Genomic DNA, 18395 nt, shown 5'->3' with positions numbered 1-18395 from the left:
CGGCACAACTAGAGCTCGACCGTCCCGCTTTCGCCGACGCTCATCCGGCTGTTTGTGACCTTCGACTTCACCCACTGCAAGACGGTCGCGGCGGTTCCGCCCGGGCTGGTCCAGTACTCGGCCGAATCCGAATCCACGTGCAGCAGCACCACCTCCGGGGTTTCCGGGCCGTCCGGGAACCACGCCTCAACTGCCTGGTTCCACCGGTCGCGGATTTCCTGCCGGTCCGTGACCACCTCTGCCGTGCCGGCCACGGAAACCCACTCCGTACGCCTCCCGAAGGAGACATTGACCGTGGGATTGGCGCTGATGTGGGCGACCTGGGAGGTGTCTGCCGACGTGAAGAACCACATGTCGCCGTCGGCCTCGACGTCCTGGACGGCCAGCGGCCGGCTGACGAGTGCGCCCTTTTCGTTGATGGTGGTGAACATCCCGATCCGCGAATCGTTGATGATTTCCGTCACCTTGCTGATGTCCTGTGCGTCCGACATGCGCTCACCTCGTCCTTGATCCAACGGGGTAGGTCCCCCTCCCGCCAGCCTATTGATAAGTGTGCTTACTTTTCAAGATGCACACCCAAAAGCTGGCGGAGGGGGACCTTCGGCGCCGGTTGCCGGCAGGAACGAATCCGGTCAGTGGCCCCGGGACAACACCTGGCCCCTGAAGAATTCCGGGCGCAGCCTCGCCATGACCAGCATGAGCACCGCTCCAAGCAGGATGACGCCCATGCCCAGGATAAAGACCAGGCCCAGCCCGCCGACGGAGGAACCGGAGCCGTACCCGGGGTCCATCGAGTCGTAGGCGGTCTTGACGAACATCACCAGCAGGATGACGCCGCCCAGCAGCGGGGCCAGGAACTTGAAGAAGAACGAGTGCGCGCCGCTGAAGGCCTGGGCGCGGAAGAACCAGACGCAGGCCAGGGCGGTGATGCCGTAGTAGAAACAGATCATCATGCCGAGCGCCGTGATTGTGTCCCACAAGGCGTTCTCGGACAGGGTCCGGGTGACGACGTAGAACGCGGCGGCCGCCACGGCCGAGGCAATGGTGGCATAGCTCGGCGACTTGTAGCTGGGGCTGATCCGGCCGAACTTGTGTGGCAGCGCCTTGTAGTGGCCCATGGACAGGAGGGTGCGCGCCGGGGACACAAAGGTGGACTGCAGCGACGCGGCCGAGCTGCTGAGGATGGCCAGCGACATCAGGATCGCGAACGGTCCCATCACGGGCCCGGCGAGGACGGCGAAGATACTGCCCTGGTTCTCCGGGTTTCCGGCGCCGAGGCCCTCTTCGCCGATGCCGGCGAAGGCCAGCGTGGACAGCGCGACCGTCATGTAGATGATCACAATGACCAGGACCGTCACGGTGGCGGCGCGGCCCGGTGTCTTCTCCGGGTTACGGGTCTCCTCGTTCATGGTCAGCGTCACGTCCCAGCCCCAGTAGATGAAGATGGAAAGCGAAACGCCGGCCGCGAAGGCGGAGAAAGACTCGACGGCGAAGGGGTTGAACCAGTCCGGCGCGATGGCGGTGGCATCAAAGGCGGTGCCGTTGGCCACGTGGCTGAAAGCGGCGACGGCGAACCAGCCCAGAACGAGCAGCTGGAAGGCGACCAGGACGTACTGGACGGTCTTGGTGGTCTCCATGCCCCGGTAGGAGATCCAGCAGGCGAGGGCGATAAAGACCAGCGTGGTGGCGATGTTGAGCGGCAGGTTGGTGGTCAGGTCCGCCAGCTCCGGGTTGCCAAAGAGCTGCGCCAGCATGAGGTAGAAGAAGTCGACGGCGACGGCCGCCAGGTTGGAGAGCACAATGATGGTCGCTGCGATCAGCCCCCAGCCGCCCATCCAGCCGATCCACGGGCCGAACGCCCGCGACGCCCAGGTGAACGAGGTGCCGGCGTCGGGCATGGCGTTGTTCAGCTCGCGGTAGCCGAAGGCCACCAGCAGCATGGGGAGGAAGCCCACGAGGAAAATCGCCGGGAGGTGGACGCCGACCTCGGAGACCGTCGGGCCCAGGGCGGCGGTCAGGGTGTAGGCCGGGGCGATGCAGGAGACACCGATGACGACGGCGCCGATCAGGCCCACCGATCCGGCTTTCAGTCCTTTTTCGCTCAGGCCGTGGCGCTGCTCGGTGTGTGCGGCCTTGGAGGTCGCGTGTTCGGTGCTCATGCTCGTGCCTCTCGGGAGGTGTCATTCGACGTTGAATGGGACAAGTTCTTGAGTTCGTAGTCGCTGGGGACCACGATCATCGGCACCGGCAGGGCGCGCAGGATGCGGTTCGCGGTGCTGCCGAGGAAGATGGAGCGGTTGCGGGCAAGCCGGCTCGAGCCGATCAGCAGGACCTCGCCGGACTCCCACTCGAGCCGGTCCACCGCCTCTTCGACGCTGCGGCCCTGGGCCACGACGACGTCGGCCTTCGACGCCGGCGTGCCGTCCGGGGCATCCGCCGGAAGGGCTGCCGCGAGGTGTGTGGTGGCGTAGGCGCGGGCGGCCTCGGCAGCCTCCGCCGAGTCCCCGTCGTCCAGGGTCAGCAGCGAGACGACCCGCAGCGGCACCTCCCGGTTCACTGCCATGGAGACGGCAAAGTCCAGCAGCTTTTCCGCGCCCGGGCGGTCCCCGAGTCCGCAGCTGACGCGGGTCAGGGCATCGCGGCGGTGGTAGCCGTGCGGGGCCAGTGCCACCGGGACGGTGGCGGCGTGCAGCAAGGCACTGGCCACAGACCCGACGGAGAAGCGCTTAAACAGCCCGTTGCTCGTGGCGCCGATGATCAGCATGTCCGCCTGGAACTCGTCACAGGCCTCGATCAGGGTCTGCGCATCGGATTCACCGCTGCGGATGTGGGCCTTGGCCGGGACGTCCGCGGGCACCAGGGCCAGCGCTTCGTCGAGCCATTCGCCGGCCTGCTGGTGCAGGTAGCTCTCATAGCCGGCGGCGGGGGCGTGGGCCGCGTTGAAGACCCCGGCGTCCGGGATGGCCACCACCAGGTCCAGGCCTGCTCCGCGGCCGCGGGCCAGGGAGACGGCCAGGTTGATGGCATCGCGGCCTCTGTCATTGGCTGAATACCCCACTACGTAACGCATCTGGCCGACCTCTCTGGTTGTTTGGGCTAGGGGTTTGTGGATAGGAATTTGGCTCTAGCGCGCGGCCGGGGTGCGGTCTGCGGCGGCGACGATCCGGGACGCCGTCGCGCGCCCCATCCGCACGGCGCCGTCGACGTGCTGGTAGCCCTCGGCCGCGAGGTCGGAGCAGGCCCAGTAGATCGGCCCCACCGGGGTGTGCTGGTCCTTGCCGTACCGGTGCAGGCCGCCGAGGTCGTAGCTGGCGGCGTACGCGCCGCGGGTCCATTCCTCGGAGCCCCAGTCGGACTCGTAGTAGACCTCCGGCTCGAGGGCCTTCTCGCCCAGGAAGCCCGCGATGGATTCGAGGATGGCGCGGCGGCGTTCCCCGGCGCTGAGCTCGAACATGGCGTCCGCTTTTTCGTCCGAGACGAAGCCCACCAGGGTGCCGCGGAGATCCCCGTGGTTGGTGTTGTCGTAGACCTCCTGGACCAGGGCGTCGGCCCCGAAGCAGGTTCCGGACAGCCCGTCTTCGCGCCAGAACGGGGTGCTGTAGACGGCGTGTACCTTGATGACCAGGCCCAGGGACTGGTGCTGGTGCATCTGGTGCTGGCGGCGCGGCAGCGGCGGGTTGTAGGAGACACGGGAATAGAGGTTCGGCGGGACGGCCATGATCACGAAACGGGCGTTCACGGTGGCGCGGTCCGAGACCACAGTGACGCGGTGGCCGGCGGCACTCTCCTCCCAGTTGACCGTGCGCACCGGACTGGAGAGGACGACGTCGTCGCCCAGTTCCGCTGCCTGCAGCAGCGAGACCTGCTGCATGCCGCCGACGACGCGTTTGTCCAGGATGAAGTCTTCATCGGTGAGGTTCGTGAAGGACCCGGCCGACGCCGCCATCAGGACCGCCTGCAGGGCGGAGAAGGCGTGCGCGGGCTTGGTCAGCATGCCCCCGGCGATGAACAGGCCGATGTTGTTGCAGGCTTCCTCATCCGAGGAGTTCGCGCGCAGCCAGTGATGGAAGGAAATGGTGTCCAGCTCACGGGCCTTGGGGTGGGCCCACGGTTCGGCGGCGCCGATTTCCGCGGCGAGTGAGTCCAGCAACTGTGTCAGCTTGTCCATTTCGGCCGCCGTGGTGTCGCCGACCGGGAAGGTCTCCCCGGTGTACAGCGTGCGCTTGCCGCCGGCGCCGATGTAGACCGAGTGTCCCTCTCGGAAGCGGTCGTAGGTCTTCAGGCCGAGCTCCTTGAGAAGCCCAAGCAGTGCGGTCTGGTCCGGCGAGACCCACTGGCCGCCGATCTCCAGCATGGCGCCGTCGACGGTGTCCGTCCAGGTCCGGCCGCCCACGCGGTCGCGCGCTTCCAGCACAGCGACGCTCAGGCCCGCCTTCCGCAGCTCCCGGGCAGCGGTCAGGCCGGCGGGGCCGGCTCCAACGATGACGACGTCGCGGTCAAGTTCAAGCATGATGTCCTCTCTGTGGCCGCGGCGTGATGCAGGCCACTAAATGAATGTCATTCATTTAGGACGACTATAGCGGCAACGCTGGAGAGAGGGAAGACCCGGCGCAAAGTCGCCTTCGGTGGAATAATCCGGTGGAATGGTCCAGAGGACAGCCCAGTAGAAAGGCCCGGAATGCCGGCAGCCACCAGCGCCACCGCGGAGCCGCACCGCCCCGACGCCAAGCAACGCCGCCGCGTGGGCCGGCCCCCTGCGGCCGTCCTTGACCTGGACGGCATCACGGCCGCCGCGCTGCGGCTGGTCCGCAAGAGCGGCTATGACGGATTCACCATGGCCGCCCTGGCCCGGTCACTGAATGTGGCACCGTCAGCCATCTACAACCATGTCTCCTCCAAACGGGAGGTGCTGGTCCTCATCCAGGACCACCTGACGTCGTTCGTGGATGTCTCGGCCTTCGAAACCGAGCCCTGGGAGCAGGCCGTCCGGGAATGGGCCTGGAGCTACCGGGACGTTTTCTCCCGGCACACGCCGCTGATCCCCGTGATTGCGGTGCTTCCGGTGGCCGACGCGCCGAAGACCCTCGCCATGTACGAGACCGTCAGTGCAGGGTTCCGCCGGGCCGGCTTCCCGCAGGAGCGCATCATTGCCGCCATCGTGGCCCTGGAATCCTTCATCTTCGGCTCCGCCTACGACGTGACGGCCCCGGCGGACATCTTCGACGCCGGCACCCTGGCGGCCTCGACGCCGAACTTCACCGCCGCGGTGGCCAGCATGGGCGAGCAGGGTTACGCGAACCAGGCAGATGTGGCTTTCAGCCTGGGGCTCGAGGCTCTGATCGCCGGGTTCGGCGCGCTGCGCGCGTCAAGTCCAGCCTAGAACTTGCCGTAGCGGGCGCGGGCCATGGAGTAGAGGCCATAAGCGACCAGCCCCGCCGCAACCGCGGCGAGCAGAAACACGCCGTACGGCTGGGACCCGAGGGTTTTGAGGCCGCCGTCCAGGCCGGTGGATTTCGATGGATCCGCGGTGGCCGCGGCGACAATGATGAGAATGCCGACGAGGGCGAGCACTACCCCCTTGGCGGCATAGCCCACCGTTCCGATCCATTCGACCGCGGTGCGGGCCTTGCCCGGATCCTGCAGGTCCTCCATGAACTTCCGCGTGACACCGCGGTAGACGTAGTAGACGCCGGCGCCGATGATCGCCAGTCCCAGGGCGGTCAGCAGCACCACACCGGCAGGCGCCGCCATGAGCTTGGCGGTGAAGTCGCTTGCCGACTGGCTGGAGCTTTTGCTGCCGCCCGTGGCGAAGACCGCGAAGGTAAAGGTCAGAACACCGAACACCACGGCCTTCCCCGCAGCCGAGGCTGCCTCTTGCAGCTTCTTCTTTGACTCGGTTTCGGACCGGGCTGCGAACACGGCCTCGCCCACCATCCAGAGGGCCAGCGCGGCGCAGGCGGCGAACCCCGCCCAGAGCAGGACCGGGCCTCCCGGTTTCGAGGCCAGTGAGCCGATCGCCCCCGACTGGTCGGCCTGGCCACCCTGGCCCCGGTCGATTTGCAGGGCAATGGCGCCTACCAGGATGTGGACCAGCCCGATAAACACGTAGCCGGCGCGCGCCAGCATCTGCAGGGCCGGGCTTCGGCTCGCCGACGCTGCCTCGGATACCGCCCGATTTGCCTTCTGCGAGGCATTGCCCATGGCCAGACCTTCCCGGTGAGAACCTGATTTCCTGTGGCCCGCTCAGCAGCGGCCGGGCCGCCGGCGTCGCGGAATGCTTCAGTGTAGATCCGTCCCCGGGCGTCCGGACAGACCCGGGTGGCCCGGCGAAGACATCCCCCGCCCGACGGCACCCTCTTGCTGGCCTGCGGGGGCGGGCCGGGCTAGGGTGGCGGCAATAATCAACTCTTGGATTGGGGACCAATGAGGTTTTGGCGCTCGGTGATGAGCAGAAGAAGTGTCGTCGTAGCGGCGTTGCTCGGGCTCGCCCTGGCCGGCTGCCAGCCGAACGCCGGACCGCCCAGTGCCGGGCCGGCCCTGGCGGCGGCCGCGGTGTCCACGCCCTCGTCAGCCGAGTTTGCGGCCATCATCCAGACGGCGGTCGAAGACCGCAACGGTGTTGCCATGGATCTTCCGCCGGCCCCGCGGTTGCCGGAGGGGAAGGCGACGGCGGCCTACCGGGCCAAGCGCGAACGGGACCTGCCGGTGGTCACCGAGTCGAAGGCGCGCTTCAAATCATTCGGGTTCTGGTACACATCCTTTTCAACCACCGTGACCGTGGAGTCGACAGAGTCGAGTGGCACCGAAGCGACCGTCCGCTTCAAGGAATTGACGGAGCAGCACCAGGCCTCGGCGGCTAGCGGGCCCAGCAACGTCCCGGAAAGCTACTCCCTGCCGCAGATTGCGACGTTCAAGGCGTCCGCGCAGGGCTGGCAGCTCGACAGCATCACCCCCGTGGGGAACAACTTCGGCCTGCCGATGTCCGTCGTTCCGCACTGAGGCCGGAAACAAAAAAGAACCCCGGTCCGAAGACCGGGGTTCTTTTCATTTGCGTGCGCGAGGGGGGATTTGAACCCCCACGCCCTTTCGGACACTGGCACCTGAAGCCAGCGCGTCTGCCGTTCCGCCACTCGCGCGCAACTTCTTTCACCCAGCTGAAGGCCGTATTCCGGACCATCAACCTCGTAAAAGCAGCGAGATCAAGCATAACGGACAACTGCGGGAAAACACCAATCGGGCATCCGAGGCGCAAAACGGCCCGGAAATCCGGACCGGCTCCGGGTCCGGCGGCAGCCGGTACCCCGGGGTCCCTTCCTCGCGCCGCGCACGCCGCAGCCCGGACATCGGCGCACGTCAGCGCAGGTCCGGGGCAAATTTCACGGCCGGGACGGCGGGGCTCATTAAGGTCATTCCCAGCCTTGCCCAGTAGTATCTGATGTAGGAGTGCCCGAATACGGCGGACTCCCGCGAATGTTGGAAACCGAGTTCCGGAACAAACGCTGCACCGCAGCCGTCAGGAAAGGAGAAGGACCATGGGCTTGCTGGACAAAGTCGAGCGCGGCATCGAAAAGGCCGTCCGCGGAGTCTTCTCCACCGGTTCTCGCGCCCAGGTTGAACCCGTCGAGATCGCCAGCCACCTCCGCCGCGAAGTGGATAACAAGGCACTGACCATTGCCGCGGGACGCACCCTGGCTCCCAACGTCTTCGATGTCCTCCTCAGTGGTGACGATTTCCAGCGGGCCCAGGAATGGGGCACCCCGCTTGCCGAAGAGCTCTGCGACGTCGTGATCAACCACGTCCGCAGCCAGGGCTACACCCTGCAGGGCCCGGTCCGTATCAGTTTCCGCCGCGACGAAGAGCGCCGCGCGGGCGATTTCGAGATCAAGTCCCGGACCGAGAAGGCGGGCGGAGCTCCGGCGCAGCCTGGGGCCCAGGGCGCCATGCCGGCCGCCCCGACCCGCCAGCCCGCGCGCCTTCAGCCGGTGCTGGACATCGACGGCCAGCGCTATTCGCTGAATGCTCCCTCCGTCGTATTGGGCCGTTCCTCCGAAGCGGACATCCTGATCGATGACACGGGAGTTTCCCGCCGCCATCTGGAAATCCGCACGGGCCAGGGCACCGCACAGGCAATCGACCTGGGGTCTACGAACGGCAGCTACGTGAACGGCCACAAAATTGTGGGCAGTTCGGAACTCACCGACGGCGCCACGATCACGATGGGACGGACCAAAATCATCTTCCGCCTTCTGCCCGCCAACCCGGGCGGCCGCCCGTGAGTGAACTGACAATCACCGCCCTGCGCTTTGGTTTCCTGATCCTGCTCTGGGTGCTCATTTTCAGCATCGTTTCCGCCATGCGCCGCGACCTGATGATCGGTCGCAAAGCCGCCGCCGGCGCCCCAACGGCTCGCCAGGTGCGCCGCAATCCCGCTCTGGCCGAGCCCGCCCCGGCCCCGGTGAAACAGCAGGCCCGCCAGCTCGTCGTCACCGAAGGACCGCTTAAAGGCACCACCCTTCCGCTGGCCGCGAGCCCTATCCTGCTCGGCCGCGCCCAGGAAGCAACCCTGGTCCTGGAGGACGACTACGCCTCCGGCCGGCACGCCCGCCTGTTCCCGCAGGGCAGCCGCTGGTTCATCGAGGACCTCGGTTCCACCAACGGCACGTATCTGGCAGATCAACAGCTCACCCGGGCACTTCCGGTTGAGCTGGGTGTCCCCGTGAGAATCGGCAAGACGGTCATTGAATTGAGGCCGTAGCCATGGCTGCCCCCGAGACTCCCGCAGACAAGGCAGCAACTGCCCCGAAGCGGCCGCTCATCATGCGTTATGCCGCGCGTTCCGACGTCGGGCGCGTGCGGTCGAAGAACGACGACTCCGCCTACGTGGGCCGCCACCTCGCCGTCGTCGCCGACGGCATGGGCGGGCACGCCGGCGGTGACGTGGCCTCGGCGGCCACCGTCCTGGACATGATCCACCTCGACCGCGACGACTACGACGGCGAGGCCGGTGAAGCCGACACGGTACTGGCGGACGAGATCCAGACCGCCAACTCGCTGCTCTCCGAACTGGTCCACATCAACCCGAAACTGGCCGGGATGGGAACCACGGTCACGGCACTGCTGCTGGCCGGGGGCAAGCTCCACTTCGCGCACATCGGCGATTCGCGCGCTTACCGGCTGCGCAACGGCACCTTCGAACAGGTCAGCGTGGACCACACCTTTGTCCAGCGGCTCATCGACGAGGGCCGGCTGCGCCCCGAAGAGGCGGAGACCCACCCGCACAAGAATGTTCTGATGCGCGTGCTCGGCGACGTCGATGCCAGCCCCGAACTCGACCTGGACGTCCTCGGCGTCGAACCCGGCGAACGCTGGCTGCTCTGCTCCGACGGGCTGAACTACGTCGCCGGCCATGTTGTTGAACGCACCGTGCGCGAGACCAAGAGCCTGCGCGAATGTGCCGAAAAGCTTGTTGACCTCACCCTCGAGGCCGGCTCCCCCGACAACGTGACGGTCGTGATGGTGGACATCGCGGAACAGACGCCCGACGACGTCAACACCGCCGCCGTCGAGGTCGTCCCCGCCCCGGCCGCCGTCACCGGCACGGCACAGGCACCTCAGGCGCCCATTGCCGCAAAGGCGCCGCCGACGGGCAGCCCCGGCAGCACCTTTGCCGGCAACGCCGCCGCAGGCGCCCTGACGGGGAAGCCCGGCGACGCGGACGCGAAGAACCCGGAATCCGGGGCCGAGCGGGCCAAGGAACCCCAGCCCTCCACCGACCCGAACCTCGGCGAGCACCTGTCCGCCGAGGTCCTGCGCGAGGAACTGTCCACCCGGCCGCACGAGCTGGTGGGCGCCGCAGCAACCGCCGCCGAATCCGGCTCGATTCCCTCGATCGCCGGGCGGACCGTGGCCCGCCGCGCCGCCACCGTGCTGACGCACAAGGCGGAACAGGACAAGGACGAAGTCGAGGAGTACAAGCCCCCGGTCAAACGCCGGCGCTGGCTGACGATCTCGATCGCCGCGGCCATCGTCGCCGTCCTGGGCATCGGTCTCTGGCTCGGCTACGCGTGGACGCAGACGAGGTACTACATCGGTGAGCACGACCAGCGCGTCGCCATTTTCAACGGGGTGTCACAGCGCCTCGGGCCCATTCCGCTTTCCACCCTCGAGACAGTGACTGAGATCCGGATGTCCGACCTGCCAGAGTTCTCCCAGCAGCGTGTCCGCCAGACAGTTCCCGCCCGGGACCTCTATGACGCGCAGCGGATCGTCAAGAACCTCGAACGCACCGGCACGACGGCGCCGGCCGACGAGTGCCTGACGCCCTCTCCCGCGCCGAGCGCCAGCGGCCAAACGCCTACCCCTGCCGCGCCCTCGGGCTCGGCCGCGGCCCCCGCACCATCCGGCTCAGCCACGCCGTCGCCGGCCCCGACCAATTGCGAGGGGGCCAAATGACGCCTATCGACCCCACCCCCCGGCCGCGCCGCAACGCCGAGCTGGTCCTGCTGATCCTCGCCCTCGCGGTGGGTATCGGCGCGAACGCCCTTGTCGGCGTCGACCGTCAGAAAGCCTTCGACACGGACTTCTGGTTCCAGTCCGGGCTGCTCGCCGCCGCGGCGCTGGCCTTCCACGTGGTCCTCCGCCTCCGTGCTAAATATGCCGATCCGGTAATACTTCCGCTGGTCGTGGCCCTCAACGGCCTCGGCCTGGCCATGATCCACCGCCTGGACCGGGTCAACGAGGACACCGGAAACAACCAGCTGCGCTGGACCCTCGTGGCCATGGCCGTGGCCATCGCGGTGATCTTCATCCTCAAGGACCACCGGCTCCTGCGCCGCTTCACCTATATTTCGCTTGCGGTCAGCGCGGTGCTGCTGATCCTTCCGCTGGTCCCGGGGATCTCCGCCGGCGAGGTCCTGGGCGCCAGCGTCTGGATCAAGCTGGGATCCATGACGTTCCAGCCCGGCGAACTCGCGAAGGTCACGCTCGCCATCTTCTTCGCGGGGTACCTGTCCTCCAACCGCGACCTGATCCTGCTCGCCGGCCGCAAGATCGGTCCCGTGCAGTTCCCTCGGTTCAAGGACATGGGTCCGATGATTACGGCCTGGCTGGTGAGCATCGGCGTGCTGATTTTCCAGCGGGACCTTGGAACCTCGATCCTGTTCTTCGGCCTGTTCCTGGTGATGATCTACGTTGCCACCAGCCGGATCAGCTGGGTCATCATCGGCATCGTGCTGATGGCGGCCGGCGGCTTCGTCGCCTCGAAGGTCTTCTCCCACGTGGCATTGCGGATCGACGGCTGGGTGAACGCCTTTACACCCGAGGTCTACGATCGGCAATTTGGCGGCAGCCGCCAGATCGTCGAGGGCCTGTTTGGCATGGCCAACGGCGGCCTTGTGGGCACCGGCCTTGGGCAGGGGCGCCCCAACCTCGTCCCCTTCGCGAACAGCGACATGATTGTTGCCTCCTTCGGCGAGGAATTGGGACTGATCGGCATCTTCGCGATCGTGCTGATGTACCTGCTGCTCTTCACCCGCGGCTTCCGGGCCGCGCTCGGCACCAGGGACGCCTTCGGCAAACTGCTCGCCACCGGGCTGTCCTTCGCGATTGCGCTGCAGTGCTTCGTGGTGATCGGCGGCGTCACACGCCTGATCCCGCTCACCGGCCTGACCACGCCCTTCCTGGCCGCCGGCGGATCCTCGCTGCTGGCGAACTGGATCATCGTCGGGCTGCTGCTGATGATCTCGCACACCGCCCGCGGCCCGGTGGACACCACCCCGCTCCCGCCGGCCCAGGACCCTGACGCGAAGAAGGACACACCTTCCCTGCCGCCGAAGCCCGCCACGGCCCCGGCCCGCAGTGCCCGAACCAGTCCAGAAGCTCCCACCGAGGCGGTGAAACACCTGTGAACCAGGCCATTCGCAACTCCTGGATCGCCGCGATCGCGATGTTCGCGCTGATCTTCGGCGCGCTCAGCTATGTCCAGGTGGTCGGAGCGGACGAGCTCAAAGCCAACGCCTGGAACAAGCGCACCCTGCTCCAGACCTACTGCAACGACCGGGGTTCGCTCATCGTCGGCGGCACCCCTGTGGCGCTGTCGGAGCCGGGCAACGACAGCTGCCAGTTCCAGCGCCGCTACACCCAGCCGGAGCTCTACGCGGGTATCACGGGCTATTTCTCCAAGAACTACGGCCTGACCGGTATGGAACTGGCCATGAAGGACCAGCTCTCCGGCAGTTCCGACCAGCTGTTCCTGGACCGGGTGGGCCAGCTGTTCCTCGGCAACCAGCCCAAGGGCGCCTCGGTTGAGCTCACGCTCGATCCGAAGATCCAGAAGCTCGCCTACGACCTGATTCCGGAGGGCCAGCGCGGGTCGATCGTGGTGACCAACCCGAAGACCGGCGCCATCCTGGCCATGGTTTCCAAGCCCTCGTACGACCCCAACCTGGTTGCCACCCAGGATGCCGACGCCGAGGCGGCCAACATCACCGCCCTGAACAAGATCCCCGGCATCAACCTGAACCAGTCCGTCAGCGGCCCCACCGGCGCGCTGCTGGCCCCCGGGTCCGTCTTCAAGATCATCGACACGGCCGCGGCCCTCAGCTCGGGCAAGTACAACAAGGACAGCGTGCTGCCCAACCCGGCCGAGATGCCGTTCCCTGGCATCCAGTACAAGCTGCCGAACTACGCCGGCGGCAACTGCTACACCCGGGACACGGCCACCTTCGCGTTCGCCCTGCAGCAGTCCTGCAACACGCCGTTCGCCCGGATCGCCCTGGACCTCGGGCAGAAGGCGATCGCGGACCAGGCGGCCAAGTTCGGGTTCGGGCAGGACTTCGGCGACCAGCTCAAGCTGGAATCTGCCAAGAGCAGCTTCCCGAGCGAGCCGCTGGATGCAGCCGGCCTCGCGCAGTCGGCAATCGGGCAGCGTGACGTGCGCGCCACGCCGCTGCAGATCAACCTGATGACGTCCGCGATTGCCAACGGCGGTGTCCAGATGAAGCCCAGCCTGGTCAAGACCCTGAGGGCCCCGGACCTGCGGATCATCGACGAACCCAAACCGGAGACGCTCCGGACCTCCACCACCCCGGAAATCTCCCGCCAGATCACCGAGTGGATGACCAGCGTCGTCAGCGAGGGCATCGGCCGCGGTGCCGCGGTGCCCGGCATCCAGGTGGCCGGCAAAACCGGCACGGCCGAGCTCGGCACTGGCCTGAACAACTCATGGTTTACCGGGTTCGCCCCGGCCAACGACCCGCAGGTGGCTGTCACGATTGTTATGCAAGGCGTAGACATCACCACCGGCGCACAGCTAACCAGTCCGAACGCAAAGAAGATTTTTGAGGCGGTGTTGAATAAGTGAGGCCTACATCGGGAATCACCCTCGGCGGCAGATTCCAGCTGACCACACGCATTGCGATCGGCGGCATGGGTGAAGTCTGGAAGGCCAAGGACCTAATCCTTGGCCGGATCGTCGCCATCAAGGTCCTCAAGGAGGAGTACACCGGCGACCCCGGTTTCCTTCAGCGCTTCCGGGCCGAAGCGCGGCACACCGCCCTGCTGAACCACGTCGGCATCGCCAACGTCTTCGACTACGGCGAGGAGGAGGGATCCGCCTACCTTGTGATGGAGCTCGTCCCGGGCCAGCCGCTGAGCAGCATCATCGAGCATGAGCAGGTACTCTCACCGGACCGCACCCTGTCGATGATCTCCCAGACGGCACGGGCTTTGTCTGTTGCGCACGCCCAGGGCCTGGTGCACCGCGACATCAAGCCGGGCAACCTGCTCATCACCCCGGACGGGCGGGTCAAGGTCACCGACTTCGGCATCGCACGGCTCGCGGACCAGGTGCCGCTGACCCAGACCGGCCAGGTCATGGGCACTGCCCAGTACCTCGCCCCGGAACAGGCCACCGGCCAGACTGCTACCGGCGCCTCCGACATCTACTCCCTCGGCGTCATCGGCTACGAGTGCCTCACCGGGCACCGCCCGTTCTCCGGCGAATCCCAGATTGCGATCGCACTGGCCCAGGTCAACGACGCCCCGCCGCCGCTGCCGGACACCCTGCCCCGGCCGGTCCGCGCCCTGCTGATGTCGATGCTGGCCAAGGATCCCAAGAACCGCCCGGCGGACGCGATCAAACTGGCCGAAGCTGCGGACGCGATCCGCAACGGCGACATTGCGGCCGCGCACGCGGCCGTCCCCGGCATGCTGCTCTTCGAGGCGGCCACCGGTCCCATGACTGCGCCGGTGAACGTCCCCACCGCCGCCACGGGTGTCATCGGCGCCAGCGCGGCCGAGGACAAGTCGACGTCGGCGCTTCCGGTGGTCGGTGCAGCCGGCGCCGGCGCAGCGGCCGGGCTGGCGGCGGGAGCCGCCGCGGCCAGCGGCTACGGCGCCCGGAACGCCCTGTCCCGCGCTGATGCGCTGGCTGCCGAGCGGAACTGGGCGCACGAGGAGGAAGAGGACTACGACGGCTACGAGCCGGAGGAGGAACCCCGCCGCAAGGGGCGCAGCCCGTGGACCTGGCCGCTGATCGCCCTGATCCTGCTGGTGCTGTTTGCCCTGATGGGAATCGTCCTGTCCCAGGCCGGGATCCTGTTCCCGTCGTCCCCTGCCGCCACGAGTTCCAAAGCCACCACCACAAGCGCCGCGCCGACCTCCAAGAGCCCCAGCCCCACGTCCAGCTCCGCCACGCCTACGCAGTCGACGCCGGCTGCGATCAACCTGTTCCCGGACGCCTACAAAGGCCGGCCCTACAACGATGTCCGGGCGGAACTGAACAGCATGGGCCTGCAGGTCAAGGGCGCGCCGGTGTTCGACCCCGCGGCCCCGAACACGGTGCTCGATATCAATCCCTCCGGGCCCGTCCAGCGCGGAGACGTCATCACGGTCAGCTACTCGAAGGGACCCGAAATGGTGACTGTCCCCTCGCTGGAGCAGGGTGCCACCGAGGCGGCCGTCCAGCGGGCGATCGAGTCCGCCGGACTGCGCTGGCAGAAGGGCGACCCGGTCGACGGCAAAAAGAACCAGCAGGAGGGCACCTTCGTGAGCTCCGAGCCCGCCTCCGGCAAGCAGGTAGCTGCCGGCTCCGTCGTGATCTACCACCTCGCCGCCGCCCCGGCCTCTCCCGCGCCGAGCGTCAGCACAACAAAGTAGGCACCGTGTCCACTTCACCCCGCACCCCATCGCACCGGGAGGACAGCAGCCCGGTGACCAGCCAGCGCGTCCTCAGCGGGCGCTATGAGCTGGGTGAGCTGATCGGCCGCGGCGGGATGGCCGACGTCTTCCGCGGGGTCGACACCAGGCTGGGACGGACGGTGGCCATCAAGCTGCTGCGCCCGGATCTTGCCCGGGACCCGCAGTTCCAGGCCCGGTTCAAGCGGGAGGCCCAGGCTGTCGCCGCGCTGAACCACCCCTCAATCGTCGCCGTGTTCGACACCGGGGACCATGCCGTCCCCGGCGGCCACGACGACACCGTGCGCGTGCCGTACATCGTGATGGAGTACGTGGCCGGCAAGACCATCCGCGACCTGATCAGGGCCAAGGAAGTCACCATCGACCAGGCCATCGACTACAGCCTGGGCGTGCTCTCGGCCCTGGATTACAGCCACAAGGCCGGCATCGTGCACCGGGACATCAAGCCCGCCAACGTGATGTTCTGCCCCGACTCCAACAGCGTGAAAGTAATGGACTTCGGGATTGCCCGCGCCATGGCGGACTCCTCGGCGACCATGACCCAGACGCAGGCGGTGGTGGGCACGGCCCAGTATCTGTCGCCCGAGCAGGCCCGCGGCGAAACAGTCGACGCGCGCAGTGACCTGTATTCGGCCGGCTGCCTGCTCTACGAGATGCTGACCGGGCGGCCGCCGTTCATCGGTGACAGTCCTGTTTCGGTGGCCTACCAGCACGTCCGCGAGATCCCGGACCCGGCCAGCAGCCTCAATCCCGACGTTTCCGAGGCCTTGGACAGTGTGCTGGCCAAGGCACTGCAAAAAAACCGTGCCGACCGCTTCCAGGACGCCGCGGCTTTCCGGCGGGCCCTTCGGGCCGCGCGCAGCGGCGTTGCCGTGGCCGCGCTGCCGCGCAGCGAGAGCCCCACGGATCCGAACAACACGGTCGCCTCCCCGGATCAGGCGCCGCCCACCGCCGCTTTCGCCCTGACCGGCGCCGCTTTCCTTGACGACACCGCCGCCGGCATCCCGCCGGCGCACCTCGCGGAAAGCGACGAGCCGCTCACCGCGGTGTCCGGCAGCCACGTGCCTCCGGACACCGGAAGTCTGCCGCTGAGCCTCCCGGCCGAGCGCGAGCCGACCGTCCAGCAGAAGTCCCGCCGTCGAACCTGGATTGCCACGCTCGTGATATTCACGCTGCTGGTGCTCGCCGGCGGCGGACTGTGGCTCTACAACATGGTCAACCAGCAGCCGCCGCCGGTGGCCAAGGTGGACGTCCCCACGGTGGCGTCCCTGACCGAGTCCGAGGCCCTGCAGAAGCTCTACAACGCCGGGCTCAAACCGAAGCTGAGCCGGGTCCAGCATGAGACGGTTCCCAAGGGAACCGCCGTCGGAACGGTACCCACGGCCGGCAGTTCACTGGAACGCAATTCGGAAATCACGCTCAAAATCTCCGAGGGCCCCAGTGTCATCACAATCCCTGCGGACCTGCCCGGCAGGACCGAGGCGGACGCCAGGGACGTGCTGCGCCGGACCGGCCTGACCGGAGCGCCGAAAACCACCCTGAACAACAGCCCCAACGTGGCGGCCGGCGTGGTCATCACCACCAACCCCGCGCCGGGGCAAAACGTCGCTGTGGGGAGCACCGTGGAAATCATCGTCTCCACCGGCAAGGTGGCCGTTCCACAGCTGGTCGGGCTCCCGCAGGCGGAGGCGGAGGCGGCGTTGAAGAACGTCGGGCTCATTGCCAGCATCAAGGTAGTCGAAAACACCCAGGTCGAACCGGGTAAGGTGACCGCGCAAAGCGATCCTGCGGACGCCGCCGTGGAACAAGGCAAAACGGTCACCATCACCGTGGCCAAGGCCCCGCCACCCCCGCCGACGCCGACCCCCTCGCCGTCGTCGACCAAGATGAACACCAAAGGCAGCGCTGACAATCTGCTCGGCGGCTTCACCGGCCCCTAGGGGCCACTCCCCGGGCGTTGACGCCGGTGGTTAGTGCTGGATCAGCGGGCTCAGGTCCGCGGCCCGCGCCGCCGCGCCTGCCATTCCGAGGGATTCAAGCCAGTTGCCCAGCATGAGGTAGCCCCCCTCGGTCAGCACCGATTCCGGGTGGAACTGCACTCCGCACAACGGGGCCGTGCGGTGCTGCAGTCCCATCACGACGCCGGTTCCCGTCTCGGCGGTGATCTCCAGGACTTCCGGGATGCTTTCGCGCACGGCCGCGAGCGAGTGGTAGCGCGTCGCGGTGAAAGGCGACGGGAGGCCGGTGAACACGCTCGTGCCGTGGTGCTCCACAAGCGAGGTCTTGCCGTGCATGAGTTCGGGGGCATGGGTGACGCGGCCGCCGTAGGCCTCGGCCAGCGCCTGGTGCCCAAGGCAAACACCCAGCATCGGTTTATTATGGCTGCCGCACCACTTGATCAGCTCGATGCACACCCCGGCCTCGGCCGGCGCTCCGGGCCCGGGCGAGATCAGCACACCGTCGCGCGCTTCGGCCATCTCAATCGCCTCGGCCAGCGTCACGTCGTCGTTGCGGACCACCGTGGTCTCCGCGCCGAGCTCCTGCAGGTAGCCGACCAGGGTGTAGACAAAGCTGTCGTAGTTGTCCACGACCAGGATCTTCGTTGTGCTCATGGGTGCCTTGCTGTGCCAATCGTCGAGACAGTGAACGGGCTGGATTGCGCCATCCGGAGGAACAGGAACAAAACCATCAATACCAGTTCCCCGGCCGGCAAGACCAGCGCCGACGCAACCCGAAGCCGCGGCCGGTGCGGCAGCGGCGGCGTGGCTCCCGGCACGACGCGGGTGCAGCCTGAACTGCAGCTAGAATTGGCTGCGATTAGGATTCCAAACCTGACCAAAAGCGTGATGGCTGCCGGTTATTCCTCCCTGCAGGATATCAAGCAGAGCCATCCGCTTTTCGTCCAGCCCGCCAAGGAGGACCCGTGCCAGAGTCGAAGCCGCGTAAGAGGACTGCCCGCGTGGCGCAGCAGACTTCTGCGACGCAGGCCTACAAGCCGAACCCCGTGTGGTTCAAGCCGGTCATGTTCGGCCTGATGATCATCGGCCTGCTGTGGATCATCACGTACTACATCAGCGAAGGCGCCTTCCCGGTCAAGGACTGGGCCTCGTGGAACATCGTTGCCGGCTTCGGCATCGCCATCGTGGGCTTCCTGATGACGACGCGCTGGCGCTCCTGACGCATTTCGACCTCTTCGCAGC

Annotated in this window: 16 protein-coding genes and 1 tRNA gene; 10 read left to right on the top strand and 7 right to left on the bottom strand. The window is 67.2% G+C overall.

Annotated elements, in window-relative coordinates; translation table 11 throughout:
* Nucleotides 1–8 precede the first annotated feature (8 nt).
* From ABLI39_RS16335 to ABLI39_RS16320, 4 genes are all read right to left on the bottom strand, one after another.
* On the bottom strand, nucleotides 9–491 hold the full coding sequence (locus tag ABLI39_RS16335) for a pyridoxamine 5'-phosphate oxidase family protein (RefSeq protein ID WP_349414574.1): 483 nt from the start codon (nucleotides 489–491) through the stop codon (nucleotides 9–11).
* Between the two features lie 141 nt (nucleotides 492–632).
* Nucleotides 633–2159 carry an APC family permease gene (locus ABLI39_RS16330; RefSeq protein ID WP_349414572.1) on the bottom strand — a complete coding sequence of 509 codons (1527 nt, stop codon included), beginning with the start codon at nucleotides 2157–2159 and terminating at the stop codon, nucleotides 633–635.
* On the bottom strand, nucleotides 2156–3070 hold the full coding sequence (locus ABLI39_RS16325) for a universal stress protein (protein WP_349414570.1): 915 nt from the start codon (nucleotides 3068–3070) through the stop codon (nucleotides 2156–2158). Before ABLI39_RS16325 ends, ABLI39_RS16330 begins: the two co-directional genes overlap by 4 nt.
* Before the next feature lie 54 nt (nucleotides 3071–3124).
* On the bottom strand, nucleotides 3125–4510 hold the full coding sequence (locus tag ABLI39_RS16320) for a flavin monoamine oxidase family protein (protein WP_349414568.1): 1386 nt from the start codon (nucleotides 4508–4510) through the stop codon (nucleotides 3125–3127).
* A 168-nt stretch (nucleotides 4511–4678) separates the two neighbouring features.
* Between ABLI39_RS16320 and ABLI39_RS16315 the strand changes: the two genes are divergently transcribed.
* Nucleotides 4679–5380, top strand: a complete 702-nt coding sequence (locus ABLI39_RS16315) for a TetR/AcrR family transcriptional regulator (RefSeq protein ID WP_349414566.1) — start codon at nucleotides 4679–4681, stop codon at nucleotides 5378–5380.
* Here ABLI39_RS16315 and ABLI39_RS16310 read toward each other — a convergent pair.
* Nucleotides 5377–6201, bottom strand: a complete 825-nt coding sequence (locus ABLI39_RS16310; RefSeq protein WP_349414564.1) for a DUF1206 domain-containing protein — start codon at nucleotides 6199–6201, stop codon at nucleotides 5377–5379. The genes ABLI39_RS16315 and ABLI39_RS16310 overlap by 4 nt on opposite strands.
* A 243-nt stretch (nucleotides 6202–6444) precedes the next feature.
* On the opposite strand from ABLI39_RS16310, the gene ABLI39_RS16305 reads away from it, so the two are divergent.
* Nucleotides 6445–6999 (top strand): hypothetical protein, encoded by a 555-nt coding sequence (locus ABLI39_RS16305; protein WP_349414562.1) that lies wholly within the window; start codon nucleotides 6445–6447, stop codon nucleotides 6997–6999.
* 54 nt (nucleotides 7000–7053) lie between these two features.
* On the opposite strand, the gene ABLI39_RS16300 is transcribed toward ABLI39_RS16305, so the two are convergent.
* A tRNA-Leu gene (locus tag ABLI39_RS16300) sits at nucleotides 7054–7136 on the bottom strand.
* Between the two features lie 396 nt (nucleotides 7137–7532).
* Between ABLI39_RS16300 and ABLI39_RS16295 the strand changes: the two genes are divergently transcribed.
* From ABLI39_RS16295 to pknB, 7 genes are read left to right on the top strand one after another with little or no spacing between them, the layout of a single operon-like run.
* Nucleotides 7533–8276 (top strand): FHA domain-containing protein, encoded by a 744-nt coding sequence (locus ABLI39_RS16295; protein WP_349414560.1) that lies wholly within the window; start codon nucleotides 7533–7535, stop codon nucleotides 8274–8276.
* Nucleotides 8273–8755, top strand: coding sequence for an FHA domain-containing protein FhaB/FipA (locus ABLI39_RS16290; RefSeq protein WP_056736728.1), 483 nt, complete (start codon nucleotides 8273–8275; stop codon nucleotides 8753–8755). The genes ABLI39_RS16295 and ABLI39_RS16290 overlap by 4 nt, the downstream gene beginning before the upstream one ends.
* Before the next feature lie 2 nt (nucleotides 8756–8757).
* A complete protein-coding gene (locus ABLI39_RS16285; protein ID WP_349414558.1) occupies nucleotides 8758–10452 on the top strand; it encodes a PP2C family protein-serine/threonine phosphatase in 1695 nt (564 codons plus the stop codon).
* Entirely contained in the window at nucleotides 10449–11906 is a 1458-nt protein-coding gene (locus ABLI39_RS16280; protein WP_349414556.1) for an FtsW/RodA/SpoVE family cell cycle protein, read from the top strand. The genes ABLI39_RS16285 and ABLI39_RS16280 overlap by 4 nt, the downstream gene beginning before the upstream one ends.
* Nucleotides 11903–13360: a peptidoglycan D,D-transpeptidase FtsI family protein gene (locus tag ABLI39_RS16275; RefSeq protein WP_349414554.1), complete on the top strand. Its 1458-nt coding sequence runs from the start codon at nucleotides 11903–11905 to the stop codon at nucleotides 13358–13360. The genes ABLI39_RS16280 and ABLI39_RS16275 overlap by 4 nt, the downstream gene beginning before the upstream one ends.
* Nucleotides 13357–15156, top strand: a complete 1800-nt coding sequence (locus tag ABLI39_RS16270; RefSeq protein WP_349414552.1) for a protein kinase domain-containing protein — start codon at nucleotides 13357–13359, stop codon at nucleotides 15154–15156. The genes ABLI39_RS16275 and ABLI39_RS16270 overlap by 4 nt, the downstream gene beginning before the upstream one ends.
* 5 nt (nucleotides 15157–15161) lie before the next feature.
* Nucleotides 15162–17135, top strand: coding sequence for a Stk1 family PASTA domain-containing Ser/Thr kinase (gene pknB / locus ABLI39_RS16265; RefSeq protein WP_349414550.1), 1974 nt, complete (start codon nucleotides 15162–15164; stop codon nucleotides 17133–17135).
* A 30-nt stretch (nucleotides 17136–17165) separates the two neighbouring features.
* On the opposite strand, the gene ABLI39_RS16260 is transcribed toward pknB, so the two are convergent.
* Nucleotides 17166–17807 (bottom strand): anthranilate synthase component II, encoded by a 642-nt coding sequence (locus ABLI39_RS16260; RefSeq protein WP_349414548.1) that lies wholly within the window; start codon nucleotides 17805–17807, stop codon nucleotides 17166–17168.
* Nucleotides 17808–18118: 311 nt separating this feature from the next.
* Between ABLI39_RS16260 and ABLI39_RS16255 the strand changes: the two genes are divergently transcribed.
* The gene (locus tag ABLI39_RS16255; RefSeq protein ID WP_138767892.1) at nucleotides 18119–18373 is read left to right on the top strand and encodes a cell division protein CrgA; all 255 of its coding nucleotides are present in this window, start codon (nucleotides 18119–18121) and stop codon (nucleotides 18371–18373) included.
* Nucleotides 18374–18395 lie beyond the last annotated feature (22 nt).

It is taken from the genome of Pseudarthrobacter sp. B907, from assembly GCF_040137805.1.
In the GTDB taxonomy this organism is placed as follows: domain Bacteria; phylum Actinomycetota; class Actinomycetes; order Actinomycetales; family Micrococcaceae; genus Arthrobacter.
Note: the sequence above shows the minus strand (reverse complement) of the source record. Positions and strands in the feature narration are given on the sequence as shown.